This window comes from Paenibacillus glycanilyticus (genome assembly GCF_030161375.1).
Taxonomy (GTDB): domain Bacteria; phylum Bacillota; class Bacilli; order Paenibacillales; family Paenibacillaceae; genus Pristimantibacillus; species Pristimantibacillus glycanilyticus_B.
In genome coordinates this window covers 140,767-165,220 of the sequence record NZ_BSSQ01000002.1, presented here as the reverse complement: position 1 = coordinate 165,220, position 24,454 = coordinate 140,767, and the positions used below count along the sequence as shown (strand labels likewise).

Sequence of the window (24,454 nt, the reverse complement as noted above, 5' to 3'; positions counted from 1 at the left end):
TTTCTCCCTTCACCCTAGCTGCGGCCGCGATTTGTGGAATTCGGTTTGCTGCTCAAACGCATGAGCCGCACGCAGCACAGTTGATTCATCAAATGCCTTGCCGATGATTTGCAGGCCGATTGGCATGCCATCCGCCGTACCGCAAGGAACGCTGATTGCCGGGATGCCCGCAAGGCTTACCGGAATCGTGCAAATATCGTTCAGATACATCGTCAGCGGGTCGCCAACTTGGTCGCCAATCTTAAAAGCGGTAGTCGGAGCAGTAGGCCCGATGATGATATCGTATTGGTTGAAGACATTGTCGAAGTCCTGCTTAATAAGCGTGCGGACCTTCTGCGCCTTCAGGTAATAGGCATCGTAGTAACCGGAGCTAAGCGCATAAGTACCCAGCATGATCCGGCGTTTCACTTCCGGCCCGAAGCCCTGGCTGCGCGATTTGCGGTACAAATCAATCAGATTGTCCGGGTTGTCCGCGCGAACGCCGTAACGAACGCCGTCAAAACGAGCCAGGTTGGACGAAGCTTCCGAAGAAGCAAGCAGGTAGTAAGTTGCAATCGCATACTCTGTATGCGGAAGCGATACTTCCTCCCAAGTTGCGCCCATGCTCTCGAAGGTTTTCAGCGCTTGCATAACCGCTTCCTTCACCTGCGGATCAATGCCTTCACCCAAATACTCTCTAGGCACGCCGATGCGAAGGCCTTTCACGTCGCCTGTTAGAGCGCTGGTGTAGTCCGGAATATTTACGTTTGCCGATGTCGAGTCTTTCTCATCGTAGCCGGCAATTGCCTGCAGAACATATGCGGAATCTTCAACGTTTTTCGTAAGTGGTCCGATCTGGTCAAGGGAAGATGCGAATGCAACTAGCCCAAACCGCGAAACAAGGCCGTAAGTTGGCTTCAGACCAACAATACCGCAATAAGCAGCCGGCTGACGGATTGAACCGCCCGTATCGGAACCAAGCGAGAAGTATACTTGTCCCGCGGCAACCGAAGCCGCCGAACCGCCGCTCGAACCGCCTGGAACGTATTCCGGATTCCAAGGATTCCGCGTTGGATAATAGCTGGAGTTCTCGTTCGAGCCGCCCATTGCGAACTCGTCCATGTTCAGCTTGCCGATGGTAACGGATTGCGCCGACTTGAGCTTGGAAACGGTAGTCGCGTCATAGATCGGATTATAGTTGCTCAGGAATTGGCTCGCGCAAGTCGTAAGCAGCCCTTCCGTTACAATGTTGTCCTTCACGCCTGCCGGCAGACCAAACAGAAGTCCCCGTTCGCCGCCCTCCTGAAGTTGCTTGTCCAGGTTATCCGCTTCGCGGCGGGCATTCTCTTCATTTAATGTAAGGAAAGCTTTAATGGTTTCATCTGTTTCCGTAATTCGGCGGTAAGAAGCATTCACCAAATCGGAAACCGTCAATTCTTTGTTATTGAGCTTGCTATGTACATCCTGTAGGCGTAAATCAAACAGTGACAACAGCAGTTCCTCCCTTCAAATACCTGTAGGTTCTATTCCAATACAGCCGGTACTTTAATCTGGCCGTCTTCTTCATCCGGCGCGTTAAGCAGCACTTTCTCAATCGGAAGCGATTCGCGGGTAATATCTTCCCGCATTACGTTCGTAATTGGAAGCACATGGCTTGTCGGCTCAACATTGTCCGTATCCAGACTGTTCAGCTTTTCCGCATATTTCAAAATCGCATTCAGCTGGCCAGTAAATTGTTCTTTCTCTTCATTCGAAAGTTCAAGCCGCGCCAAATTCGCAACATGCTCTACATCTTTAATCGTAATGCTCATCGATGCTTCGTCCTCCCTTGTAAACCTTGTACTCATTCCTCCTATTATAGCTTATAATCGCCATTTCACAAAGTGTTCAGGCATGCAAAATGAAAACGGAGCCTATCCCCCGCAAGGGATCAGCTCCGCCTAAGATGATTGCCGTTATATCCACGCCTTCAAATTTACCTGGCGAATAAAGTCTTCCGTCGTTTGGCTCTCGCTGGCCGCATTGTCCTGCTCTTCGGGCATTTCCTCGCCCTTCACAATCCGATTGAACAACTCTTCGTTAAACGTAGCAAGCGCATAATCGATAAGAGCTTCACGCTCAATTCGATCAGCCTCCTCCTGCAGCAGCACTTCCTCCAGTTCAACATCCTCGTCAGGAACAAGGAAATTGCGGTTGGCCGCAGGTACTCTTACCACATAGTCGAATACATTATCCGCATTGCGGTCATAAGCGATTATATAACCATACTCCCCAAGAGGGAGATTCTGCTCGAATTGGTCAGCGATTATAACGACCTTTGCCCCTAAACTCAGCATTGTCTTCACTCCTGTCTATCAAGTCGCTGTGTTTCTCTATTATCCTACTAAAAAATAATAGCGGTGTCCAATTCACATGGAAGGATTCCGGCTGTACCAGCGCCAAACCTTCTCGACATCCGATTGCTCCAGACATCCTACTTGATAAGCTTGCTGACTGCCGAGCACATGCGCCGATACGGACAGCAGTTGCCTGCGCGCTTGCCCTCTCGTCCGTCTGGCGGTCATGGATACAATTTGCGGCCTGCGCATGTAATAAGTAATACGCGCGAGATTCCTTTTGCGGAAGATGAGTTGGCCATTTTCCAGCGTTAGACCCGCCGCCGCCAGACAACTCTTGCTCCAAGCTGCGGCAAGGGGAAGCAAAGCAAGCGACCATAATCCGCGGTTATGGAAAAAATAGATAAGAACAGCAGAAATGAGACTAGCCGCAAGCAGTCCCTTCCACACGTAATCAAAATAAGCGCGCTTTGGGGCGGCTGATTGAATTTCGGCCACCGTAAATTGAGGCACGAAGCTAGCCATGACGGAAGGAATCGATGAGACGCGCGTAAAGGGATGCAGCATCAACCGTTCCATTTTATCAGAGGCAACGACTTGCAGTTGTAGCTGCGCAAAGCCGATCCATTGGTGAATAAGACCTTCCTGCACAATAACCGCTTGCACTTTGCTAGCTTCGAAATGATGAACCTTCCGCTCCAGCAGCCCGTAAGAAATCGTAATCTGGTCCTCTTGTTTGTCTGCAGCGAATCCGGTGAACTTAATGACATACAGGATAAGAGAAAGCAGCCAAGCAAGCACTAACCCGCATACGGCAATGATTGCGATAAACGTATAACTTGCATCAACGCTCGTAGACTCTTGATACAATCTGCTATATAGATTAGGCGCCAGCTCATTAATGAAATCATCTGCTAGTGAAACCGTGCCGGCGATAAAAGCAACAACCAGCCCAAAGTTAAGCGAGGTGGCTGCAGCAAGCAGCAGCTGGCCCGCATTGAGCTTCAGGTACGGCGTGTGCTTGTTTTTCTTCTCTGGCCTTTCCATATCTGCATGCGGGGTAAGCGGCGTAAGCATCAGCTTCTGCAATTGTCTCGCTTCGGCATCCGTTAAAGCAGCCAAAATCCCTTCCGCTTTCTTATTGCCGCCGGGCGTTTCGATCTTAACTTGCGTAACGCCAAACAATCTTTGGAGCAGCGGCTGCTCCAAATTAACGGAGTGAATCCTGCCGAAATAAATCGTCTTCTCGTCCCGGAACCAAACTCCTTTGCGGATAACGATCCGGTCCTCTTCCACGGTAAAATTAAATTTGCGCCAGCCCAGTAAACCAAGAAACAGCAGCAGGGTCACAGCCGCTAATATACCAAGATAGATATAGCCATTTACCCCCGACCAGTTCACGCCTTGGAGCAAGGTGATGATGATCAGCGGCAATAAGCCTTTTACCGTGTTGAAAAGAGGGAATAGCATGTAAATGGGATGCAGCCTGCGCGGTTTGTTTCTTCTAATCATCCAGATCATCTACTTTCGCAAGCTGACCGATTCGCCTCTTCAAAAAATGGGCTTCGCTTTGCTTCAGCCCGCTGATCCGGTGTGTCGTTGCCGCAGTAACAACAGCGACGCTGGCAAGCTCGTATTTGCGCATAATCGGGCCGCTTTCGAGTTCGACATGTTGAACCCGCACCATTGGAACCAGCACATTGCGAATGACGATCAAACCGGATTTGATCTCCAGCTCTTCGTCAAACAACTCATATTGGAAGCGGCGGTATTTCAGCTCGGGGAATAACCAGATGAACAGCAATGCCGATACGCTAACTGCAGCCAGACCGATAATGCCGGGTATATATGTCCAATGCTTCCAGGCGGCAAAGGTTATATAAGCAAAAACAAGCACGTATAGCACAAGATGCGCAATGAGCGAGGATAGCCGGTATACCGTAATGTAATCTCTATGAAGCCTTTTTGATAAGAGACGATCCATACCCGTAAAGCCCCCTTCGTTTCGTTTACCATCTGCTTATGGCAATTTGATTAACCCTTCTCTGGTAAACGTTAGAGCCCGAGGGCGCCCATCAGTAATTAAGTAGCTGTTCTCTATGCCAACCACGCCTTCGCATGGAAATGTAAATTTTGGTTCGACCGCAATAACCATGCCCGCTTCAAGCGGAACATCAAAACCTTTGGCAAGCACGGGCCATTCATCGATTTCGAGGCCGATTCCATGACCAAGGAACCTCGCTTGATCCGCGCCATACCCCATAAAATGAGCGGAAAGCCCCGCTTCTCCCGCTTGTTCAAGCGCTCTACCATATAAATTCGAGCAGATCGAACCTTCCACCATCCCTTGCTCTGCCTCCCGAATAATCGCTTCGGAAACCGCATAGGCATGAGATAATTTCTCCGGCAATTCGCCTATGACAGCCGTGCGGGTCTGGTCGATCACATAACCGTCTATGCAGCAGCCGATATCCATCAGTATCGGTTCGTTGCGTTCAATAGCCCGGCGGCTGACGCTTTGCGGGGACGTCGCCCCAAGCCCAAGTCCTCCTGCGGGACCATCGAAATAAGTCGGAACGGCGGCCGCCGAGCCAGCGATAAACATGCCGGTGGCAATCTCCTGATTATAACCGCGCATGCGCATAAGGCCGATGTGACCGCGTTTGCGCAGTTCAAATTCAACATGCGCCATCCATTCCAGTTCGGTTACGCCAGGCTTCAAGTAATTAAGCGCTTCGCGCAGCGATTCGTCTACAACAGCCGCCGCTGCCTCGAACCGGCTGATCTCGAAAGGGGATTTGATCATGCGTTGTCTTCTGATTATAGCGGAGCCGTCAATTAGAGAGCCGGCACCCGCTGCCTGCAGCAGCTCAGACAGCTTCAAATAGGTTAGGGCAGGCATCACATCCAGATCTGCCGCAATAACAGCTTTACGATCTGCCCGGCCTGTAAATACAAGAGGGAATTGCTTCGCCAGCGATTCCCCGAACATCCGAAAAGCGCCTAGTTCTTTGACCGCGACGCCACTCTCCAGTCTAGCTCGCTCAAGACTCCTTTTGACAAAGAAAACCGGTTCCCCATGCGACGGAATAAAAGCATATCCGTTTTGCATGGAGCCGGTGTAATAATAAAGATCTATATTTTGCGTCAGAAGAAATCCGTCCACATTGGCAGCCCGCATGGATTCCTGTAGCTTATGGATTCGATCCTTCACAACTTCCTCGGCAATATCCTTCTTAATGTCCATTCAAAGCCCCACTCCTAACTTCCATATTCCCCCTTTATTACATCAATTTTATGATGGATCGTCAACAGGAAGCGATTGGATACGCTTCGTCCCACCTCCAAAAGTTTTGATTTACAACTATTTCGCTGCATGGGTTATCTAACCGTCAGCTCGGAAATGCCTTTTATGTCCCACTCGATTGGTCCTAGCAGCGTAAATGCCCGAGGGTATACGACATGGATAATTAGAACAACGCCAGGTCTCTCCAGAGTGGCTTCATATTCATATTGCGGATTCCGGTATGTATATGGAAAGGAGCGATCATTATTAATGACTTCGAAAGCAAGCACGGTTACCCTCTCCCTGACCGGCGAGTTAGGTAGAGGATTCCCATCGGCATCAAGCTGCAGGTTCGCCTGCAAATATGCAGCCGCCGCTGCCTCGGCAGCAGCCGGATCAATGCGCAAAACGCCGTCTGCCATGGCGATAGGATCAAGCTGCTGCGAAGCAGCATGGGCCGCACGGTTCAGAGCATGTTTGGACTGGTACAGCAGCTTCATCGCCATTTCCTCATCTGTCTGCAAAAAATGGACCGATACCCATACCGTCATCATTAATACAATCAACATCAACTTATACATAGGAACCCCTCGCTTGCAATCTTACGGCATGAATTCGCTCATCTTCATTCCAAACGTCCGCATTCGGCTGTCCGGAGAGACCGGAGCGAGCCCGATTAACCGGTCGATCTGAAATAAATCCTCGTACGGATAACTCATTCTTAACATCATTCCCGTCCCTCTCGGCAACGGGGAAGCCGGATCTGATGCCGGAAGACCGTTATCCGCCGTTACTTCGAACTGAACCCGTTCAGGACGCATCCCAAATGCCGCAAGCCGACCCTTCGACTGCTCCATCATGGCATCATCAATGTAGCCATAACTCCCGCTTGCGCCAACCTCCAGCAAATAGTCCGTCTCCTGTTGCAGCACGGCTTGCCTTGCGATAAGCACATGCTTATAGATCGGAGAAAACATCATCCAGCACACCATAGCGGCAAACAGCACAAACACTAATATATTTCTCATGGGCTCATCTGCCGGATATAGGCGCCGATGGCAGACCCCGAACGCTCTACTTGCCGCTTCGTGCCGTCGTCGCCCCCGGTAATCCCCGTGTATAGCAAAATGACGGTCACCAGAAGGAGCATCGAAATAAGCAAGCTTCTCAACCCTGCTCCCCCTTAATTGGAACCTACACCTAACATAGAACTGATTTTCGTATTGGCCGAGTCCCCCTGCGACTCAATTTGTTTGCTCGTTCCGTTTGTTCCATCGGCAATAATGTTATTAAACAAAACGATCACCACAACAAGCAGCATGACGGTCATAAGAATATTGCGCATCCTCATTCACCTCCTTCGCAGCGCGTGCACCATTAGCCATTCTCTATCTATCCTAAGGATTCAAATAGCTTGCGCCCCTCCTGCACCCACGGATAAATAAAAATTTGAAAAGTATACAAAATCGGAATCCCCGCTATGACAAACAGGAAATAGGACGTAGATTCCTTCCGGCTTTCTTTGGCTAACTCAATCTTTTCCTTATAGTCCTGAATCCGCTCCCGCAACAGCTTATAATATTCCTGGCTTTCATGCAGCCGCAAAGAATCGATAGTCTCGACAAAGCTCATGCCGTCATCCGTGCCGACCCGGTGCTTGAATCTGCGCAGCGCCTGTTCGGCATCGTGATACCATTCGGCAAGCAGACGTTCCAAGTCGCCACGCAGCGTCCGGGTAAACGGAATACAACGGGTCAGCTTCGTATGAATGTGCAAAGACGACTCCGACAAATAGAGCAACTGGTTGCTCATCGCATAAATCTCTTTCGTAATCCGTTGAGACCGGAATCTTCGGAAGGAACGCAGCCATGGCAAATCCCAATTCAGGATCACAAATGCCGATAGCAGCACCGAATAAACAAGCCATGCCCCTTGCCGTATCGATAATGCCGTGTACAGCGCCGCGGCAAGGGGCAGGAATACGAGCACTACCCTCCTCGCTGCCAAATACCATGCCGCATCTGCCGTTACCCCGCAGCCCGCGAGAAGAGCGGCGCGTTCCGCATAGGAATCCTGATCGCGTGATAACCGAAGCAATCTCATCCATTTATCCGGCAATTCATTGTTCCGCCAGTTCAAGGCATCCAGATGGAACCATCGCGGCCGCCTTCTCGGCATGGACTGAAGAATCATATAGACGCCAAGGAAGCTGAACAGAAATTGTCCGGCAATGATAAAGAGACGCAAGAAAAACTCCATTGACGCAAAGCCCCCTCTACATCTTTTTGCGTGACAGCCAAAGCCCCATTAAAAAAGAAGCAAAAATCAGCACGATGGCATTCAAGAGCATGTCCCGGCCCTGCGGATCAATGAGGTAGTAGTAATACGAATTATCCCGGTTGTACCTTACATTAATGCCGATATAGAATGCCAGGAACAGGATCGGAGTGAAATTGGCAATTCGAATTTCCAACAGTTTGTTCCGTTCCTGCTCATTTGCCCGGCGCGCCTTGCGCATATCGGCCAACAGTTCTTTCAGACTGTCCGCGATTGGCGATCCTTCAGCCAAAGCCACCCGCATAATGTTCACGAAATAATCCCCCCATACATGTCCAAGTGCGGCTGAAAAAATTCGGAGACTTGCTTCGTCATCCCCTCGAACCGACAGATTCCGGTATAACTGCTCAAACACCGACTGCATCAGCCCGAGCAGCCTTCTCTCTTCCACCGTCCGCTGTAAAGCGGCCCGTACCTGACGGCCTCCCGTTACCAGATAACATTGATAAAACAGCTCGATAGCCGGCAAAAAATCCATCTGCAGCTGCATTTGCCTCTGTACAAGCATCGCCCGCAATATCGTGTATGGGAGACAACCAACCACGGCCCCGAACAGCAATGTCCCCTTGATGCTCTGGAAAAAAAGTCCCCCGACTGCAACGCCCGCCAACAGAAGAAGCAATGATCCCAGAATAAGTCCGGCTGGCTTTAACTTAAGCTGCAGCGTCTCGAGCAGCTCCGACAAATGGCGATATACCCGTTCAAAGCGTTGCAGCTTTTCCGCTAGCCGGTAGCTCAACCGGTTCCTTGCAACATAAGCTAGCCGATCCTTTCTCACTTGACGGTCGGTCCAGGCATGCAGCAAGCTGGTCAGAGAGATAAACCATAGACTAAAGAGCAGCAACGCTGCCGCCGCAATAGACAGCTTAATCAATGATGCCATCTCCCTCCCGATAGACGTGCCATTGCTTTAGGGGAAGGCTTCACCGGATAGACCCATTGCCCGCTGGTTTCATCAAATCTTGCCAAGTCCCGTACCGTTACCTCGTTATTGGACCAGCCAAGCTCGCCGATTCGCTCAATGACGCGCCTGCCGGCTACATACCGCATTTCAATGCCGATCTGGGTGACGTATTCGGCAATCCGTTTCGTCAAACGTTCCGGGTTCATGCCTCGTCCATCCAGCATACACATATCGGCGATCGCTTCAGGCACATCCTCCAGCATGTTGGCATGTACCGTTGTCATGCTGCCGGAATGCCCCCGCGTGCAGGCTCGCACATAAATATTCGCGTCCATATCCCGAATCTCCGCATGAACGATACGCTTCGGAGATTGGCGAAGCGCAAGCTTGAACGCCTGCTCCGCCCGGTGCTGCGGATCATCTTCGTCAGCTTCGTATTCAACCGTGTTTTTATTCGGAAAATCCCGCCCCAGCATCATTTCGAAACGTCCCTCAATCGTTACGATTCTCTCCTCATCCGGCAATTCGGCGATCAAGGCTTTCATGAGATGCGTCTTGCCCGAATTGGTCGGACCAATAATAACCAGATTGAACCGGGCATCCAGGATATCGAGAAGCATGTCTTTCATTGTCCGATTTAACGTGCAATACGGGTCCTCGCACAAAGTCTCCAGACTAAACCGGCGAACCGTAAAAAAACGAATCGTAAGGGTTGGCTGCGCCGTAAAGCCAAAGCCCGTCATCGTTACTCGCGAACCGTCCCGCAGCATGACCTCGGCCCATCGCTTCCGCGGATTGATGCGGTCGTTGTTGTACAGGACCAAGTTCTGTTGAATGCGCTCCACATCGCGATCATGGTCGAACCGGAAGGCGGACGGCTTCGCTTGGCCGTCCCTTACTTCATAAATCCGTGAACCAACCACCTGGATTTCCTCCAGGCCTTCTTTATGGACAAGCACCAGCTCAAGCACATTTAGTCCGATAACCTCTGCGAACAAAGCTTCGGCAAGCGTCGCGTAAGGATGTTTGTAACCGTCGAGCTGATGGATGCGAAGCCGAATCAGCCGATCGGCTATAATAGCCAACACTTGTTCACGTTCAGACGCAAACCCAAGCACCGCCCGGTTCAAGGTCTCGCTATATTGCCTTCTTTCTTCCTCGGTGAGTCCCCTCGGAGCGGCCAGATACGACCTTATCTCATCGGCAAGACGTCCGAAATCCGCGCCGCGGCTTGCGGAAAGGCCTTGATCTAATGGCTCGTGTGTCGAAGCTTGGTCCAGTCTTAGCCGCGCAGAATAATCCGACGGTGAAAATTGGCCTGGCCTCAAGAGCTTGCTCCGTTACGGTGGGCCAGCAGCTTGCGGTACCAGGGCTGAACGGCTATCGTTGGCGTAATGCGCCTGATTTGATGCCGATCCATAAGCTGCTCTGCGCTCTCTTGCATCGCCGTCTTCCCTGCCGGATCTTCCTTCAGCCAGTGATCGTAATGACCGCTGTCCAGCTGCGCATAAAAAGAATGCCCATACCGTATTTCCCCGAGCTTCGCAGTACCCATTTCTTTGCAAATGTCCTTCATTCGATATCCTCCTGTGCTCCATGGCGGGTAGATGACAACGGTGTCGTATTGTTCCGTTGATAGTCCAAACAGCGGTGATACTTGTGAAATCCATCTCTTCCCGTCTTCTTGAAAATGAGACAACGCATCCGTCGTGACGATAATACGCGAGTCTGACTCGCGCAGGGCACAAATCGTAGCCGCATTATCCCAATATGCTCCAACATCGATGACAACGATCGAAAAAGTCTGTCCGGCAATCCGGATCAGATGCTCGACCTCCTCCGGCGTAAAAAATTCAGCTTGATCACGCAGCATATTGCCGAATAAAACATGCAAATTAGGCATTCCTCTAACCGTCTGCACCGCACGCGACAGCTTATCCGGCGTTAACGAACCGGACGCAAGTTCCGGTCTAAGCTTGTCCAGCGTAACTGCCGGCTCGGCTATCCCCAAATAACGGTGAAGCTTCGCGCTTTTGAGATGCAGACATAAGTAACCGACCTGCCTGCCGCTTGCTTCCGCGATCCGAAAGGCCGTCGCAAAAGCAGTTGCGGTCGTTCCTATATTCGGTGTCGTTCCTACAAAGGCGATGAACGGTGCCGATATCGCATTCACGAATGATCCTCCTCTTCCAGCTGCAGCGATTCCGGACTATAGGCGATCACCAGCTGATGAAGGCCGTCCTTGCAATAACCGTCGATCGCAAGCCACTGCGACTCCGTCAAATTCAAGTTGATATATTCAATCATGCCGTTCGCATCGCGGCGCGAAGCGTACATCCGTTCCTTATCCCCCTCTGCAAGGGATAACAGATTCGGATCCTTCATATTATCGATTTCTACGTTGCTCGATGATTTGACCGAGGCCACCGTTACAAGTGGCTCAAACATCCTTTTTGACGACTCGCTTCCGCCAGATAGATAAATGGATACTTTATCGCCGGCTCTTATTCCGTTAGAGATTGATCGAATATAATCCCGCGGGATTTGAAAAGTTGCTTCCGCCCGAGACGGAAGCAGATGGAACCGATCGATTTTCCAACCTAGAATCGGTTCGTTTGTCCCGAGCGGAACAACGGTCTCCATGCCTACCGCCTGCCCGATATCGATAATCATCTCCTTCTCGTAACCTTCGCGTGAAATTCGCTTATACGTCATATCCGCTTCCGACAGCCGCCTGCCTGCCTCAATGAATTGCTTGGCTACAACAACTTCCACCGTCTCCTCGCGGGTGACTTGCAGCTTCTGTAACTGGAACAAACCATATACAAGCAAACCAGACAACATAGCAGCGAGTAAGCCAATTCCCGCATTCCTTCTCCTGTTCAACGTCTCCCCCCTCTCCCGTCCACCGGCGAAAAAAAAAGAACGCAGCAGTAGCCTTATTAAGGCTAACCTGCTAGCGTTCTTCGCTAAGCCGTGCACATATTTGTAATTTACATCCAATTGACCATATAATAGCAAAACCACTAAATAGTTGTCTATATATTTTTTCAAATTGCGCAAAATTTCGCTATAATGCGACGACAAGCAAACAAAAAAACAAGGACGACGGCGCCCTTGTTTTTCTTGTGGTTAAAAATCAATTAATCCAACGCTAATCAGCAGAGCATCGTCCACTTTACGCATCGTTTCATCGTCCAGATGGGTGATCTTGTCGGTTAAACGCTGCTTGTCAATCGTCCGAATCTGCTCAAGCAGCACGACGGAGTCTCTGTCGAAGCCGTGCGCCGCCGCTTCCATCTCAACGTGCGTAGGCAATTTGGCTTTCTGGATTTGCGCCGTAATGGCCGCGACGATGACCGTCGGACTAAAGCGGTTGCCAATGTCATTCTGAATGACAAGCACTGGTCTTACTCCGCCCTGTTCTGATCCGACGACCGGTGACAAATCCGCAAAAAACACATCTCCGCGTTTTACGATCAACCTCTACACCCCGCTTACGAGACGGCCTAACGTATGATCGGCTTCTTCCTCCGCTTGAAAAGCTTCGGAGGCCATGTTCAAGTTGATCTTCGCCATTTCCAGATAACCACGCTGCATGGACTCGCGGATCTGCCGTTTTTTACGTTCCACAAGATACAGCTTCATTGCCTGACGAATAAACTCGCTGCGATTGGAGTTTTCCTTGGCGACGATTCCGTCGACCTCCTCCAGCAATTGATCCGGCAAGCTGATCATGATCCTCTTGGTGTTCTGCATATTGGCCACCGAACTAGCACCCCCAAAACTTTTCCAAAACCATTAATATTCATTATTGCATAAATACGCCGGTACTATACTTTAACATAGCTATGTTACGCGTATATCAAATATGCTGCATGATTTAGCTGCATTTCCGAGCATATCCCAATTTGCTTTAACTAATTCGCGATCGACAGCAGAAATCCTCTATTTTTCGCGAAAAGTTGATAATAGTAAATAATTCCTACCCTAAAACGAGCGGATTCGATACCGCGATTACCTGTCCGTCTCTTACGTAGACACGGGGTACGCGGGCCGCAACCATGCAGGTCACTTCGTAATTAATCGTTCCGAGCTGCGAAGCGAGCTCTCCGGCCGTAATCTCCTGCTGGCCTTGACGTCCGATCAGCACAACCTCTTCACCCGGCTCAACGGCCGTTTCCGCGGAGGCCGCGTCCAGAGCAATCATGCATTGGTCCATGCAGATCGTACCGAGTACAGGCACTTTAACTCCTCTGACAAGCACGTTTGCCTTGCCGGTCAGCATTCTGCTGAAGCCATCGGCATAACCGATCGGAAGCGTACCGATCTTCTCTTCCTGCTTAGTCACATAACGAGTGCCATAGCTGATCCCCCATCCCGGAGGCGCATCCTTCACCATAACCACTTCCGTCTTAAGCGACAGGACAGGATCAAGCTTGATCTTCTCCCTGCTCACTTCATCGGAAGGATATAAGCCGTACATGCTGATGCCAAGACGGACCATGTCGCCGCCATATTCCGGCGTATCAATACCGGCTGCGCTATTGGCCGCATGAATAATACGGATCGGAAGCTTGTGGCTTCGAATATATTCAGCTACTTCGTAGAAGCGTTCATACTGCTGACCGGTGTAGCTTTTGTCCGTTTCGTCCGCTTTGGCGTAATGGGTAAACAAGCCTTCTACCTCAAGCTGCGACGCAGCGAGCGCTTTGTGAATAAAAGCGATGGCTTGCTCCTTGCCAATGATGCCAAGACGGCCCATACCGGTGTCAATCTTAATATGAACTTTCAGCTTCTTGCCATCCGCATGAGCAGGAAGCGCTGCCGCTGCTTCCAACGTATCTGCGCGGAATAACGCAATCGTTATATCCTCGTCGCGGGCAATCTCAAGAGCATCTGCCGGTACAAATCCCAGTACCAGAATCGGTGTCGCAATACCCGCCTGCCGAAGCTGCAACGCTTCGTCCAGAAATGCGACGCCCAAATAATCAACGCCGAACCGCTCTGCCTCGCGAGCGACTTCCACCGCGCCATGCCCGTACGCGTTCGCCTTGACCGAAGCCATGAGCAAGCGCCCTTCGGGCATAGCGCTGCGGAACGCACGCAGGTTGCGGTTCAGCGCATCAAGCGAAATTTCTACCCGTGTCGGGCGATAATACGATACCAAGTCGGTTCACCTTCTCCTCATTCGGCAGCCACGAGCAATCCCGAGCAACTTTAAACATCAATAGGATTAATGTTATACGCTGTCGCTTGGGCTGTCAATGAAATGGCGTCCGTAATCGGATAGTACCTCTTGGAAAAACTCTCTTACAGGCACATTATTTGCTGGCATCCGCTTCAACGGATTGGGCAATGCGGATCATTTCGGTCTCCGGAAGCGTCGCGCTGGTCAAACGAAGCTGGTTGCCGTCCACAATCCAAGTTAATGTCTTCTGGTCGTCTCCGCCAGACAGTTCGCCAATCGTAAATCCGAGATCCAGGAAAGTGCCGCCCGTATACGATGCAGCCATGTCTTTTGGTTGTGTCTGGATCAGCGAGAAGTCGTAGGCGCCTGTATAGCGGGTTACAACGCCTGGCAATCCGCCGAATTGGACATCCATTGTATCTTTTAAGGTTACGCCATTTGGAAGTGCTGTCGGTACCATGACCTGCATAATGTTGGCTGCATCCGCTTCCGGATTAGCCGCGGTATCGTCGGCATCCTCTTCATCTTCCGAAGTTGCGTTTTTGTCGCCATCCTTGGTCGCTTGATCTTTGCCGTTTGTTTGGCTGTTATCTTTCGAATCCGTGGATTTATCCGGCGTTACGGCATCTTTGCTGCCTTCTTCCGTAGTTGCGTTTGTGCTGCCATCCACAGCGGAGTCATCCGGATTCGCAATCGTTGGCTCATCGCTTGTTCCGCCGCTCGAAGGCGACGACTTCATATTAGCTTCCGTCTGGAATGTCGCTGCGTCGAATTTCGGTCCGAACTCAAAGTTCGAGAAGTCGACTTGAACCATCAGAGCGTTGTTCGCATCATTGACTTCCACATGAGTCGGCTTGTAGTCCGATTTGTTGAGCCAAATTTTTTGTCTAGCAAGCGTACCGTTGTTGTAGTTAGCCATTACGTCAAAAACATAAGATTTATCGTCAACCGCGAACTGGCGCGAGTTGTCTGTCACAATGCTCTGAATGAGCGTTTGATAGAGATAGACTTGCCCTTGATTTTGCGGCCAATCGCTTTGGAAACGGAACACTTTGTTCAGGCGAGGCGTAAGGACAAACACGCCGTCATCATTGCGCAATACAATTTGTGTAATATCCTTCTCTGCATTCGTCAATTTAATGCGGTAATAATGGGGCTTCTGGTAAGAAACTTCAACATTATAGGTTAACTCCTGCTGACCGGTGTGAAGCTTCATAGTGCCTGTCCCTTGGTAGCTCTCCATGCTGTTTACGACTTTGTCGAGCTCCTTGACAACGGACTCGGCGTCCTTCTTCCCGCATGCGCTTAGTACGAGTGAAAACACTAACAAGATTGCCGCTGCCCATGTCATGCGACGCATTACAATCATCCCCTCTTCACATTGTTTTTCCGACTGGTAACATGTCTATGAGGGAACTTGGACAATTATGCGGACTAGTTTGACAAGCTGGGGCTTGTATTTATTTCTTTCATCATCTAAATAGGCGCGCTATAAATATTTAGCAGTAAAAAAAGTGAAACCTAAGTCCTAAACTATCGTATAATTAACTACGGCTTTCCATGCGTAGAGAGGTGTGTGCCATTTTCATGCTCCATGACGTTGTAGACTTCCTAATGAAATTTGGCCCCTGGGGTTTGTTCGTTCATTCTATGATTGATGCAATCATCTTTCCAATACCCGCCTTATTCCTCCAGGTTCCATTAAGCCTAGTAAATCCGCATGATGCATTGATGCTGGCTACCGTAGGATATATCGGTTGTTTGATAGGCACCCCAATCGGCTATTTAATCGGCAAATTGTTAGGCAACTCCATCCTATATCGCATTCTTAAGAAGGAATGGATTGAATCTGCCACAAACATGTTTAAGAAAAACGGCGATACTGCCGTATTAATTGGTTCTTTCACCCCTATTCCGTTCAAAGTATTTACGATTCTATCAGGCGCTCTTAACTTTCCGCTCTGGCGTCTCCTTGCTTATGCGGCAATAGGCAGAGCAGCAAAGTTTTATCTGGTTGGCGGACTGATCTACTTCTACGGTCAAGCGGCCGAAAAGATGGTTCACAACGCATCGTATTATTTGTTCGCCGGCGCCGTCCCTTTAATCGTCTTATTCCTGTTCTTCCGGAGAAGAAACCGCAAGAAAAAAGCGGCTAAAGCAGCGGCTGCGGCAGAAGCTGCGGCAGCGGTTAGCAGCGAAAACGATGGAACCGTACAAGAGCATGCGGCAGTTGCTGCCGCTGAAGAAGAAACATCAGCTTCAACAACGAAACCAAGCGATGTCAACATCTCCACAACTCCCGTCAGCCATACTTAAGCGGACATTCAAAAGCCCTTTCCCAATTGTTTGGGAAGGGGCTTTGTCAGCTATGCCGGCTTCAAATAATCAAATAAACGCCCCTCGGAGTCATCTGGCTGAGATGATCCAAGGGGCGTACTTCGACGCTATATTAGACGCCGTATTGCGCGATTTTCACAAGATTGGTAGCGCCCGCTTTGCCTGTAGGCGTACCTGCCGTAATGACAACATAGTCGCCTTTCTCAAGCAGGCCCGTGCTGCCGCCGTTCGTTAATGCCGATTCGAAAATATCGTCGGTCGAATTAGGCTTGCCGCCTTTAACCGGGATTACTCCCCACATCACTGCCAGGCGAGGCAACACTTTCTCATCCGAAGCTACCGCGATAATCGGCGATTTCGGGCGGTATTTCGAAACCATGCGTGCTGTAAAGCCGCTCTCCGTTGGCGTTACGATCGCTTTCGCGTTCAGCTCCAGAGAAGAACTCACGACCGCTTGGCTGATTACTTCCGTAATCGTTGTTGGCTGAACGTCTCTGCGCTGTTGGAACTCGTCGAAATAATTCAGCATGGATTCGGCCTTAACCGCGATGGAAGCCATCATGTTCACCGATTCTATCGGATATTTGCCTGCAGCCGTTTCGCCGGAAAGCATAATCGCGTCCGTTCCTTGGAGCACGGCGTTCGCCACGTCGCTTACTTCCGCGCGGGACGGACGAGGGTTCACCTGCATGGAATCGAGCATTTGCGTCGCAACAATAACGACTTTGCCCGCCGTATTACATTTCGAAATCATTTCGCGCTGAATCATAGGCACGTCCCAAGCCGGAACTTCTACGCCAAGGTCGCCGCGGGCAACCATGATGCCATCGGAAGCTTCGATAATCGAATCCAGGTTATTAACGCCTTCTTCATTCTCGATCTTCGAAATAATCTGGATATGTCCTGCGCCGTTCTCATGCAGCAATTCGCGAATTTGCAAAATATCTTCCGCTCTTCTTACAAAGGATGGAGCGATAATATCGATTTGCTGTTCAATGCCAAACAGGATGTGGCGGATATCGCGATCGGTTACGCCAGGAAGAGTCGTGCGGATACCCGGCAGATTGACGCCTTTTCTCGCTTTGATGACGCCGCCGTTCAGAATAACGCATTCGATTTCCGTGCCGTTAACTTCCGCAACTTCCAACTCAATCAAGCCGTCGTCCAGCAAAATTTTATTGCCCGGATTTACCACTTGCGGCAGCTCAGCATAATTGACGTGAATCCGTTCACCGGTGCCGATTATTTCTTCCGTCGTCAAAGTCAGTTTCTCTCCTACCTTCAGCAGGTAAGAAGCTTCTTCCAGCTTGCCGATCCGAACTTCCGGGCCTTTAATATCAAGCAAAATCGCGACAACACTATTCGTAGCCGCAGCAGCTTCCCGAATGCGCGCAATACGTGCCGCATGATCCTCCAGCTCTCCGTGTGCCATATTCAAACGGGCAACGTTCATTCCCGCTTTAATCATGTCGATTAATACCTCTGTCGATTCGCAAGCTGGTCCCATGGTACATACAATTTTTGTTTTGCGCATAATGTCTCTGATTCCTCCTGATTGTACGAGTCTGTTGAACATGAATAGCCTTATTGTAGCTCCTTTCTTCCCAACCGACCATGAAATATAGTACTCTTATAGAAATATAGTACGATAATTAGAGAGGAGAAGAGGCACCATGCTGCGGCTCATGCAAGTAAGACAAGACCGGGGAACCGACTGGTTTGACAACGGGGATCGGCCAGAAGGCGCGTCCACACTCGTGTTGGCAAGCTACGGCAAGGCGGTATACTGGATCGAGAATGAGAAAATCATTCTAGAAAAAGGCGATTTATTGTACATCCCCGCAAGCAAAGCCTATTATGGCAAATGTGTGCCAACCGTATTTCATGAGAAATACGTTATTGAATTCACTGCGGACACTCCGCCTCTCCCGCTTCTGCAAAATAACGAATGGGTGAAATCCAGAGCCGGCGCCTATGAACTCATCCTTGAACGGATCAAGACGATGCACACGGAATGGACGGAGAAGCACCTGTACGCCGAGGTGTTAGGTCTTGCTATCCTGTATGAATGTCTGGCTCTATGGAACCGGGAGCTGAATGAGGGACCGGCTACCTCTCTTGCCCATCAGCAGGTAGAGAGAATGAAAAACTATATCATGAATTACTATCAGCAGAAGATTACAAAAGAGGAGCTTGGCGAGCACATTCATAAAAGCCCAAACTATGCCGCTACGTTATTCCGGCGGGTGACAGGACAAACCATCAGCGAATATGTCCATAAAGCGCGGGTTAAAAAAGCCATTTACCTGCTTATTGACTCCACCCTTACGGTAGGAGAAATTTCTGAAGCCGTCGGCTATCGCGACTTGTCTTACTTCCAGCGTATATTCAAACGCGAAACCGGCAAAACGCCAACCGCCTATATGAAGGACCGTCCAACGCCAATCCCATAAAAAAGGATTTCTTCAGCAAATTATGGGCAATCGAAAGCCACCCGACTTCGAGGTTAACTTTCGGTAAGCATCGAAGCAGGAACCTGCGGAAGGTGGGTGGTACCTCCATTTTAACAAGGGGGGCTTCTTTTATTTGAGCATTTTATGAACAGGTTAAGGGTAGACGGAGCATTAAATGATTCTGGAGAAGCGTCAGCGTTCGCTTTTGTGAAGGGATGCCAACCATACCTCGTTGATTCAAGGAATCCCTGAGCAATGGCGATCGGAAGAACATTTAATGCGCAGGCTGCTGTTTAACTTAGATAAAAAAGGGTGTCCTTCCGCCATTTTCATGACTTATGGGACACCCCTCTTGTTCATATCCGTTATTCACCTGAAGCTTTGGAAGTACGGAATAGCTCTGCGAACCGATCCGGAGCAACTGGCGGACTAAACAGATAACCTTGCATCAGATCGCACTTATGCTCTTTAATAATTTGCAATTCTTCCGTCGTCTCGACGCCTTCGGTGACGACCTTCATGTTAAGGTTATGGGCAATCACGACAAGCGATTTGAAAATCTTCTGCTTGCGGATATCCGTCACGATTCCCCGAATAAAAGATTTGTCGAGCTTCAAATAATGAATCGGGATATTCTGCAAATAACTTAGCGAGGAGTAACCGGTACCGAAATCATCCAAGGAAAGTTTAAGCCCAAGCGACTGAAGTTCGTGCAGGATTTGCAGCGTTTGCTCCGGATTTTCCATAAAAATCGATTCGGTAAGCTCAAGCTCAATCTGCTCAGGACGAACGCCGGCTTCGGCGATAATCGACTGGATGCTGGCAACAATGTCTCTTTGCTGGAACTGGATCATCGACATGTTCACGCTGACCAGAATCGAATCCATCCCCATTTGCTCCCATACTTTCACTTGCCGGCATGCAGTCTTAAGTACCCATTCCCCAAGCAAAATAATAAACCCGGTCTTCTCCGCTATCGGAATAAATTCAAGCGGGGAAACCATGCCAAACTCCGGATGTTTCCAGCGCAAAAGCGCCTCAACGCCATGAATCCGGCCCGTTCCGATCTCCAGCTTCGGCTGATAATGGAGCATGAACTGATTCGACTCCAGCGCCTCAAACATGCTGCTCTCGAGTACAATCTCTTTCGTTGGCACATTGTTCATCATCGGTAAATACAGCTTGTATGTATTCCGCCGCTTCTTCGCGACATACAAAGCAATATCGGCTTCCTTCACAAGCCTGTCGCCCGTCTCCCTTGTCCATTCCTGCCGCGTGCTTATCCCGATGCTTGCCGTCAAATACATAAGCCGCCCTCTCATCTTGATTGGTTCGGCAATGACGCTTAGAATCCGCGTGGCAATCGCAGACGCTTCCTCCGAATGGCCGATCTCGTCAAGCAGGACCATAAATTCATCACCGCCAAAGCGGTATACTTGGCCAGCATGGCCGGTCGCTTCGACAATCCGCTTGCCAAGCTGCTTAAGAAGCAAATCCCCCATCGTATAATCGAGTGTTTCATTAATAATCTTAAACCGATCCACGTCAATATACAGCAAAGTGACATGCCCCTTGCTTCCCGCTTTCGTCCCCATATACCGCGTATAGCCATACCGGTTGGGAAGCCCCGTCACAAGATCATGCGTAGCCTGATGCTGAATCAAATGCTCTGCTTCCGCGCGGAATTCGACCATCCGGTTAAAATGATGGGCCATCGTCTCAAACTCGTCATTGGTCCGGATATCCAGCCTTAGCTTCTCATGTCCAACGGCAGAGGTCGCTTGAATGACTTTGTTAATATTCTCGAGTACAATCTTCCGCAGCAGGAGCAAAGCCAATAAAGACATGATCAGGAGCATAGCGACGCCGATCAGAATCGAACTCCACAGGGAAGAGTAGAACTGCGTAAGCATGTTGCTCTTCGGGATAACCATTTCGAAATGCCAGGTAGAATCCTGAATGGCGATCGGAATGAGCATACGAAGCATTTGCCCCGGCGCATAACGATCGAGCGTATATTGAATGGTCGTAAAGTTTTGTTTGTAATCGCTGATGGAACCTCCGCCTGGCCACATTTCATAAGGCTTCCTAACCAGATCCGGATAGGCGCCGTTTGCAAGGTATGCGTTATTAGAGGTAATGATGCTGGCATGTCCGTTCAAAGGACGGATTTTACGGATTTTGTCCTGCACGGTCTGGAGTGAAATATCGCCGCCAACAATGCCGAGAAACCGTCCGTTATCATCGATTAAGGGTAAAATAAAGGACGTTACAATAATCTCCTTGCCGTCCAGCTCGTATGGATAGGGATCCAGCAAAGTAAACTTTCCCGATTGCTTGGCAATCCGGTAAAAGTCCCCATCATTGTCTTGCTTGTTATAATCAACGGTCGCAATCGTCTTCAAACCGTCATTGTGACGCAGGACATAAGGAATAAACCGGCCGGTATCGTCATCATAACTGCCGGCGCTCCTGTGCTCCGCATCCTTATGGTCAAACGCATCCGGCTCCCATACCGTGTATGCGCCAATCAGATCGGGATTATGCCGGACGACCGATTCCAGCATATGTACGGCATAAGAACGGTTTTGCACGGAATCCGTCCGCATTTGAAGCAACGCGTCCTTGACGGTTGTTAATGAAGCCAGACTTTTATTAATAGATTGGGTGAATTCGTCGATATAGGATATAGATTGTTTTTGCGCTAGCAGCTCGCCATTTTGCAGGCTACTATCGTAGAGCTTGTTCAAGTAGAAAGTAACCATTAAAGAATAAGACAACAGCATTAGTGCTCCCAATGCGGTAATAAGTTTCTGTGCGATGCTGAGCCTTATGTTCCTCAAAGCGCTACCCCCTCTGACTTAAGACCTACGTTTCTTTGTTTTTCCAAATTATGATATGGTTCTAGTATACTTGACAAATAAAGATAAATACAACGAAAACCTAGCTAATTATATGACAAAATAATCAATCATTCGACATATTCTTGTCGAATGATGTTGTTTTCCACTACAAAAGAAATAAAAGAGGCTGCCAGGGCAACCAATCGCTCCTGCGCAACCTCTTTTCTTCTAATGCTATGGTCCCGGTGTCGTTTAGCCCTGCTTAACGTCCCGTTGTGGTTCCTGAGACAGATCGCCTTTATGGTGCATACGGTGAAGCTTATGAAGCTCCTCGCGAAGCTGCTCCGCCGTTTTCCCCTCTGTTGCGATGCCGTTTTCTTTTGCTTTCTCGCGCAGATGCTCCAAAATTTTCGCTTTATGCTCCGTTTTGAAAGCTTCCCATTTCGCTTTATCTTTTTGCTTCGCTGCTTCCAGCTCTTTCTTCAGCTGGTCCGCCGACTTGCCATCCGTCTTAATGCCGAAATAATCGGCCATATAACGGAGCTTCTCCATCCGGTGCTCTTCTCTGTTCTTGCCGAGCATCCCGTCATGATGATGACCATGCTTGCCGCCATCCTCCATGCGGTTATCTTGAGCTGCAGGTGCCTTCTCCTCCGGCTGCGCCGCGTAGACCGGAGCCGATAGCAGCAGCATAGTCGCTGCGAATGCACCGATGATCCATTTTCTATTCATGCCTTGCCACACCTTCCTATCCAATTCGTGATGCAGAGCTTTATTGCTCCTCATGGATTATTTTTCCCAAGCATTCGAATGGATAGACATGCAGATGTCGGCAGATCGGCTATTCTGTCGAATGAAGCACTCCTTGCTCAAGCTTCCGGAGCTCCTCCTGCAAACTCTCCTTCGAGAAATGCTCCCCGATAAACACGGCAACATCATTCACTTCGCCTTGCGGCGTTATTCGGATAAAATCGGTCTCCCGGTAAGCGTATTGGAAAAGAAACCGGCTTGCCGTATCCGAGAACGTCACGATTCCTTTCGCCCGGTACACATCGTCCGGCAGCCGCTTCAGAAATTCTTCGAATGCCTCGCTGTCAACCGCTCCGTTCATGTAATAGGTCATCACCATCACATGGTCGTGCGTATGGTGATGACCATCATGATGGGCCTGTCCGCTGTCTTCCTTATGGACAACGGATAGCTGGGCGGCATCTTCCGCATTGCGGTCAAGGAACGACCAGTCGTCTATTTCGCAGCGGATGGTTGCCTTTATAGGGGCGATTTCATTCATTTCCCTAATCAGCTGCTGCGCTTCTACCAACTCGCCAAGCTCCAGCTTGTCCGCCTTGTTAAGCAGCAGTCTTGTCGCGCACCGGATTTGTTCGCGCATCAGCTTATACGTTTTGCCTATGCCGCTTCGGCTGCGCTGCAAGAGCTCCGGACCGTCCACGACCGTAATGACGCCCTGCAGCTCAATCCGGCAGTACATAGCCGCTTCCGTCACGCCGTCCATAATCTCCATCGGATTAGCCGCGCCAGTTGATTCAATAACAATAATATCGGGTTGATGCGTATCGACCAGTGTCTTGATCTCCAGGCTAAGGTCGCTTCGGATGGTGCAGCAGATACAGCCGCTCAGCATTTCCGACATCGGAACATCCTCGCCGACCATCTGGCCATCCAGGTTAATATCGCCAAGTTCATTCATAATGACCGCCGCTTTAAGTCCTTGCGCTTGCCAGCGGTTAAGCAATCCGGTCAACAAGGTTGTTTTACCGCTGCCAAGAAAACCGGACAGCAAATAAATCGGTACAATCGTTTTGTTCATTTGTGCAATCCCTTCCTTCTGTCATTCTTTTCATTATATCGCAAAACAAAAGAAACTGCCCTCGGCCATTGGGATGGCGAGGGCAGCTTCTTTTATTTAAGAACTTATAACCATACGGATCTGATTATGATAACTAGCAGTATGAAGAGGACAAGAACGAATCCAAAAGAACTGCCGCCACCACCATACGGGTATCCACAACCAGTACCAGCACCTGCAACAGGACTTACTCCGTAGCTCATTTGTTCATCTCCTTTAACTAATGTACAGTATCCTATGATCATTAACCCAATTGAGTATAGGCATTAACCAAAATTGTGCGTTTGCTCATTTTTGGCTGGAGGATGCACATGGTTAAAGGAAATGAGCATGTATCCTTTTTACAATCGTTCTACAGATATTCGCCCAAACGCTCGTTAAACGAAGTCAGATAACGCAGATCCGTCTCGTCGAACCGGCTGAAGGAAGGACTGTCAATATCGAGCACGCCAATGATCTGGCCGCCGCTATAGAGCGGAATAACAAGTTCGGAATTCGAAGCGCTGTCACAAGCAATATGTCCGGGGAATTGATGAACGTCCTCCACCAGAACAGCTTCTTCCCGCGCAACTGCCGTTCCGCATACCCCTCTGCCTACCTTGATCCGCGTACAAGCCGGCTTTCCTTGGAAAGGACCAAGCACCAGCTCGCCTTCTTCCAATAAATAAAAACCAACCCAATTAATATCGTCCAGAAACTGTCCGAGAAGGGCCGACGCATTCGCCAAATTGGCGATCCGGCTGCGCTCGTCCTCTACCAGTCCCGTCAACTGTTTAATAAGAAGCGTATAATTCTCTTCTCTTGTGCCCGTATATAAGCTTTCATTAAACATAAAACTCACTCCTACTCTATCAACCTGACCAACCATCCAAACCTTACTTGATCGTATGAATAGAATATCATATTCCAGCGGCATGAGCG

At 49.7% G+C, this 24,454-nt stretch carries 26 protein-coding genes; 2 read left to right on the top strand and 24 right to left on the bottom strand.

Annotation, left to right across the window (positions count from 1 at the left end; all coding sequences use genetic code 11):
- Positions 1 to 9: 9 nt before the first annotated feature.
- From gatA to QQK89_RS03635, 19 genes are all read right to left on the bottom strand, one after another.
- The gene (gene gatA / locus QQK89_RS03725) at positions 10 to 1,470 is read right to left on the bottom strand and encodes an Asp-tRNA(Asn)/Glu-tRNA(Gln) amidotransferase subunit GatA (RefSeq protein ID WP_284237091.1); all 1,461 of its coding nucleotides are present in this window, start codon (positions 1,468 to 1,470) and stop codon (positions 10 to 12) included.
- 32 nt (positions 1,471 to 1,502) lie between these two features.
- On the bottom strand, positions 1,503 to 1,790 hold the full coding sequence (gene gatC / locus QQK89_RS03720) for an Asp-tRNA(Asn)/Glu-tRNA(Gln) amidotransferase subunit GatC (protein ID WP_284237090.1): 288 nt from the start codon (positions 1,788 to 1,790) through the stop codon (positions 1,503 to 1,505).
- Positions 1,791 to 1,934: 144 nt separating this feature from the next.
- Positions 1,935 to 2,315 (bottom strand): ATPase, encoded by a 381-nt coding sequence (locus QQK89_RS03715; RefSeq protein WP_284237089.1) that lies wholly within the window; start codon positions 2,313 to 2,315, stop codon positions 1,935 to 1,937.
- A gap of 72 nt (positions 2,316 to 2,387) precedes the next feature.
- Positions 2,388 to 3,827, bottom strand: coding sequence for a PH domain-containing protein (locus tag QQK89_RS03710; protein ID WP_284237088.1), 1,440 nt, complete (start codon positions 3,825 to 3,827; stop codon positions 2,388 to 2,390).
- Positions 3,820 to 4,299, bottom strand: a complete 480-nt coding sequence (locus QQK89_RS03705; protein ID WP_284237087.1) for a PH domain-containing protein — start codon at positions 4,297 to 4,299, stop codon at positions 3,820 to 3,822. Before QQK89_RS03705 ends, QQK89_RS03710 begins: the two co-directional genes overlap by 8 nt.
- A gap of 36 nt (positions 4,300 to 4,335) precedes the next feature.
- The gene (locus QQK89_RS03700; protein ID WP_284237086.1) at positions 4,336 to 5,562 is read right to left on the bottom strand and encodes a M24 family metallopeptidase; all 1,227 of its coding nucleotides are present in this window, start codon (positions 5,560 to 5,562) and stop codon (positions 4,336 to 4,338) included.
- A gap of 134 nt (positions 5,563 to 5,696) precedes the next feature.
- The gene (locus tag QQK89_RS03695) at positions 5,697 to 6,182 is read right to left on the bottom strand and encodes a hypothetical protein (protein WP_284237085.1); all 486 of its coding nucleotides are present in this window, start codon (positions 6,180 to 6,182) and stop codon (positions 5,697 to 5,699) included.
- A gap of 21 nt (positions 6,183 to 6,203) precedes the next feature.
- Entirely contained in the window at positions 6,204 to 6,629 is a 426-nt protein-coding gene (locus QQK89_RS03690; protein WP_284237084.1) for a hypothetical protein, read from the bottom strand.
- Positions 6,626 to 6,772, bottom strand: coding sequence for a hypothetical protein (locus QQK89_RS03685; RefSeq protein WP_167282609.1), 147 nt, complete (start codon positions 6,770 to 6,772; stop codon positions 6,626 to 6,628). The genes QQK89_RS03690 and QQK89_RS03685 overlap by 4 nt, the downstream gene beginning before the upstream one ends.
- Before the next feature lie 12 nt (positions 6,773 to 6,784).
- Positions 6,785 to 6,946, bottom strand: coding sequence for a hypothetical protein (locus QQK89_RS03680; protein WP_284237083.1), 162 nt, complete (start codon positions 6,944 to 6,946; stop codon positions 6,785 to 6,787).
- Between the two features lie 47 nt (positions 6,947 to 6,993).
- The gene (locus QQK89_RS03675) at positions 6,994 to 7,860 is read right to left on the bottom strand and encodes a hypothetical protein (protein WP_284237082.1); all 867 of its coding nucleotides are present in this window, start codon (positions 7,858 to 7,860) and stop codon (positions 6,994 to 6,996) included.
- A 16-nt stretch (positions 7,861 to 7,876) separates the two neighbouring features.
- A complete protein-coding gene (locus QQK89_RS03670; RefSeq protein ID WP_284237081.1) occupies positions 7,877 to 8,821 on the bottom strand; it encodes a type II secretion system F family protein in 945 nt (314 codons plus the stop codon).
- Complete coding sequence (locus QQK89_RS03665) at positions 8,809 to 10,170, bottom strand: ATPase, T2SS/T4P/T4SS family (RefSeq protein WP_284237080.1); 1,362 nt, start codon at positions 10,168 to 10,170, stop codon at positions 8,809 to 8,811. The genes QQK89_RS03670 and QQK89_RS03665 overlap by 13 nt, the downstream gene beginning before the upstream one ends.
- The gene (locus tag QQK89_RS03660) at positions 10,167 to 11,015 is read right to left on the bottom strand and encodes a hypothetical protein (protein ID WP_284237079.1); all 849 of its coding nucleotides are present in this window, start codon (positions 11,013 to 11,015) and stop codon (positions 10,167 to 10,169) included. Before QQK89_RS03660 ends, QQK89_RS03665 begins: the two co-directional genes overlap by 4 nt.
- On the bottom strand, positions 11,012 to 11,728 hold the full coding sequence (locus QQK89_RS03655; RefSeq protein ID WP_284237078.1) for an SAF domain-containing protein: 717 nt from the start codon (positions 11,726 to 11,728) through the stop codon (positions 11,012 to 11,014). Before QQK89_RS03655 ends, QQK89_RS03660 begins: the two co-directional genes overlap by 4 nt.
- Before the next feature lie 246 nt (positions 11,729 to 11,974).
- A complete protein-coding gene (locus QQK89_RS03650) occupies positions 11,975 to 12,325 on the bottom strand; it encodes a type II toxin-antitoxin system PemK/MazF family toxin (RefSeq protein ID WP_015842701.1) in 351 nt (116 codons plus the stop codon).
- A 3-nt stretch (positions 12,326 to 12,328) separates the two neighbouring features.
- Positions 12,329 to 12,610: a CopG family ribbon-helix-helix protein gene (locus tag QQK89_RS03645; RefSeq protein WP_041613299.1), complete on the bottom strand. Its 282-nt coding sequence runs from the start codon at positions 12,608 to 12,610 to the stop codon at positions 12,329 to 12,331.
- Between the two features lie 217 nt (positions 12,611 to 12,827).
- Positions 12,828 to 14,012 (bottom strand): alanine racemase, encoded by a 1,185-nt coding sequence (gene alr, locus QQK89_RS03640; RefSeq protein WP_284237076.1) that lies wholly within the window; start codon positions 14,010 to 14,012, stop codon positions 12,828 to 12,830.
- A 154-nt stretch (positions 14,013 to 14,166) separates the two neighbouring features.
- On the bottom strand, positions 14,167 to 15,393 hold the full coding sequence (locus QQK89_RS03635; protein ID WP_284237075.1) for a LolA family protein: 1,227 nt from the start codon (positions 15,391 to 15,393) through the stop codon (positions 14,167 to 14,169).
- Between the two features lie 227 nt (positions 15,394 to 15,620).
- On the opposite strand from QQK89_RS03635, the gene QQK89_RS03630 reads away from it, so the two are divergent.
- Positions 15,621 to 16,349, top strand: coding sequence for a YqaA family protein (locus tag QQK89_RS03630; protein WP_284237074.1), 729 nt, complete (start codon positions 15,621 to 15,623; stop codon positions 16,347 to 16,349).
- Positions 16,350 to 16,482: 133 nt separating this feature from the next.
- Here QQK89_RS03630 and pyk read toward each other — a convergent pair whose 3' ends face one another.
- Entirely contained in the window at positions 16,483 to 17,904 is a 1,422-nt protein-coding gene (pyk, locus tag QQK89_RS03625) for a pyruvate kinase (protein WP_284237073.1), read from the bottom strand.
- 139 nt (positions 17,905 to 18,043) lie between these two features.
- Between pyk and QQK89_RS03620 the strand changes: the two genes are divergently transcribed.
- On the top strand, positions 18,044 to 18,823 hold the full coding sequence (locus QQK89_RS03620; RefSeq protein WP_284237072.1) for a helix-turn-helix transcriptional regulator: 780 nt from the start codon (positions 18,044 to 18,046) through the stop codon (positions 18,821 to 18,823).
- Between the two features lie 365 nt (positions 18,824 to 19,188).
- Here QQK89_RS03620 and QQK89_RS03615 read toward each other — a convergent pair whose 3' ends face one another.
- The 4 genes from QQK89_RS03615 to QQK89_RS03595 all read right to left on the bottom strand — a co-directional run bounded on the left by QQK89_RS03615 (position 19,189) and on the right by QQK89_RS03595 (position 24,365).
- A complete protein-coding gene (locus tag QQK89_RS03615) occupies positions 19,189 to 21,666 on the bottom strand; it encodes a bifunctional diguanylate cyclase/phosphodiesterase (protein WP_284237071.1) in 2,478 nt (825 codons plus the stop codon).
- A 252-nt stretch (positions 21,667 to 21,918) separates the two neighbouring features.
- Positions 21,919 to 22,398 carry a hypothetical protein gene (locus QQK89_RS03610; RefSeq protein ID WP_284237070.1) on the bottom strand — a complete coding sequence of 160 codons (480 nt, stop codon included), beginning with the start codon at positions 22,396 to 22,398 and terminating at the stop codon, positions 21,919 to 21,921.
- Positions 22,399 to 22,507: 109 nt separating this feature from the next.
- Positions 22,508 to 23,494, bottom strand: a complete 987-nt coding sequence (locus QQK89_RS03605) for a CobW family GTP-binding protein (protein ID WP_284237069.1) — start codon at positions 23,492 to 23,494, stop codon at positions 22,508 to 22,510.
- Between the two features lie 391 nt (positions 23,495 to 23,885).
- A complete protein-coding gene (locus QQK89_RS03595) occupies positions 23,886 to 24,365 on the bottom strand; it encodes a GAF domain-containing protein (RefSeq protein WP_284237066.1) in 480 nt (159 codons plus the stop codon).
- Positions 24,366 to 24,454 lie beyond the last annotated feature (89 nt).

Excerpts from the sequence above, each read along its gene's own strand:
- QQK89_RS03705 (WP_284237087.1), bottom strand. The coding sequence starts at position 4,299 with ATGGATCGTCTCTTATCAAAAAGGCTTCATAGAGATTACATTACGGTA.
- QQK89_RS03675 (WP_284237082.1), bottom strand. The coding sequence starts at position 7,860 with ATGGAGTTTTTCTTGCGTCTCTTTATCATTGCCGGACAATTTCTGTTC.
- QQK89_RS03700 (WP_284237086.1), bottom strand. The coding sequence starts at position 5,562 with ATGGACATTAAGAAGGATATTGCCGAGGAAGTTGTGAAGGATCGAATC.
- QQK89_RS03610 (WP_284237070.1), bottom strand. The coding sequence starts at position 22,398 with ATGAATAGAAAATGGATCATCGGTGCATTCGCAGCGACTATGCTGCTG.
- QQK89_RS03710 (WP_284237088.1), bottom strand. The coding sequence starts at position 3,827 with ATGATTAGAAGAAACAAACCGCGCAGGCTGCATCCCATTTACATGCTA.
- QQK89_RS03680 (WP_284237083.1), bottom strand. The coding sequence starts at position 6,946 with ATGCGCAATATTCTTATGACCGTCATGCTGCTTGTTGTGGTGATCGTT.
- QQK89_RS03605 (WP_284237069.1), bottom strand. The coding sequence starts at position 23,494 with ATGAACAAAACGATTGTACCGATTTATTTGCTGTCCGGTTTTCTTGGC.
- QQK89_RS03690 (WP_284237084.1), bottom strand. The coding sequence starts at position 6,629 with ATGAGAAATATATTAGTGTTTGTGCTGTTTGCCGCTATGGTGTGCTGG.
- QQK89_RS03695 (WP_284237085.1), bottom strand. The coding sequence starts at position 6,182 with ATGTATAAGTTGATGTTGATTGTATTAATGATGACGGTATGGGTATCG.
- QQK89_RS03595 (WP_284237066.1), bottom strand. The coding sequence starts at position 24,365 with ATGTTTAATGAAAGCTTATATACGGGCACAAGAGAAGAGAATTATACG.
- QQK89_RS03670 (WP_284237081.1), bottom strand. The coding sequence starts at position 8,821 with ATGGCATCATTGATTAAGCTGTCTATTGCGGCGGCAGCGTTGCTGCTC.
- QQK89_RS03620 (WP_284237072.1), top strand. The coding sequence starts at position 18,044 with ATGCTGCGGCTCATGCAAGTAAGACAAGACCGGGGAACCGACTGGTTT.
- gatC (WP_284237090.1), bottom strand. The coding sequence starts at position 1,790 with ATGAGCATTACGATTAAAGATGTAGAGCATGTTGCGAATTTGGCGCGG.
- QQK89_RS03630 (WP_284237074.1), top strand. The coding sequence starts at position 15,621 with ATGCTCCATGACGTTGTAGACTTCCTAATGAAATTTGGCCCCTGGGGT.
- QQK89_RS03715 (WP_284237089.1), bottom strand. The coding sequence starts at position 2,315 with ATGCTGAGTTTAGGGGCAAAGGTCGTTATAATCGCTGACCAATTCGAG.
- pyk (WP_284237073.1), bottom strand. The coding sequence starts at position 17,904 with ATGCGCAAAACAAAAATTGTATGTACCATGGGACCAGCTTGCGAATCG.
- QQK89_RS03635 (WP_284237075.1), bottom strand. The coding sequence starts at position 15,393 with ATGCGTCGCATGACATGGGCAGCGGCAATCTTGTTAGTGTTTTCACTC.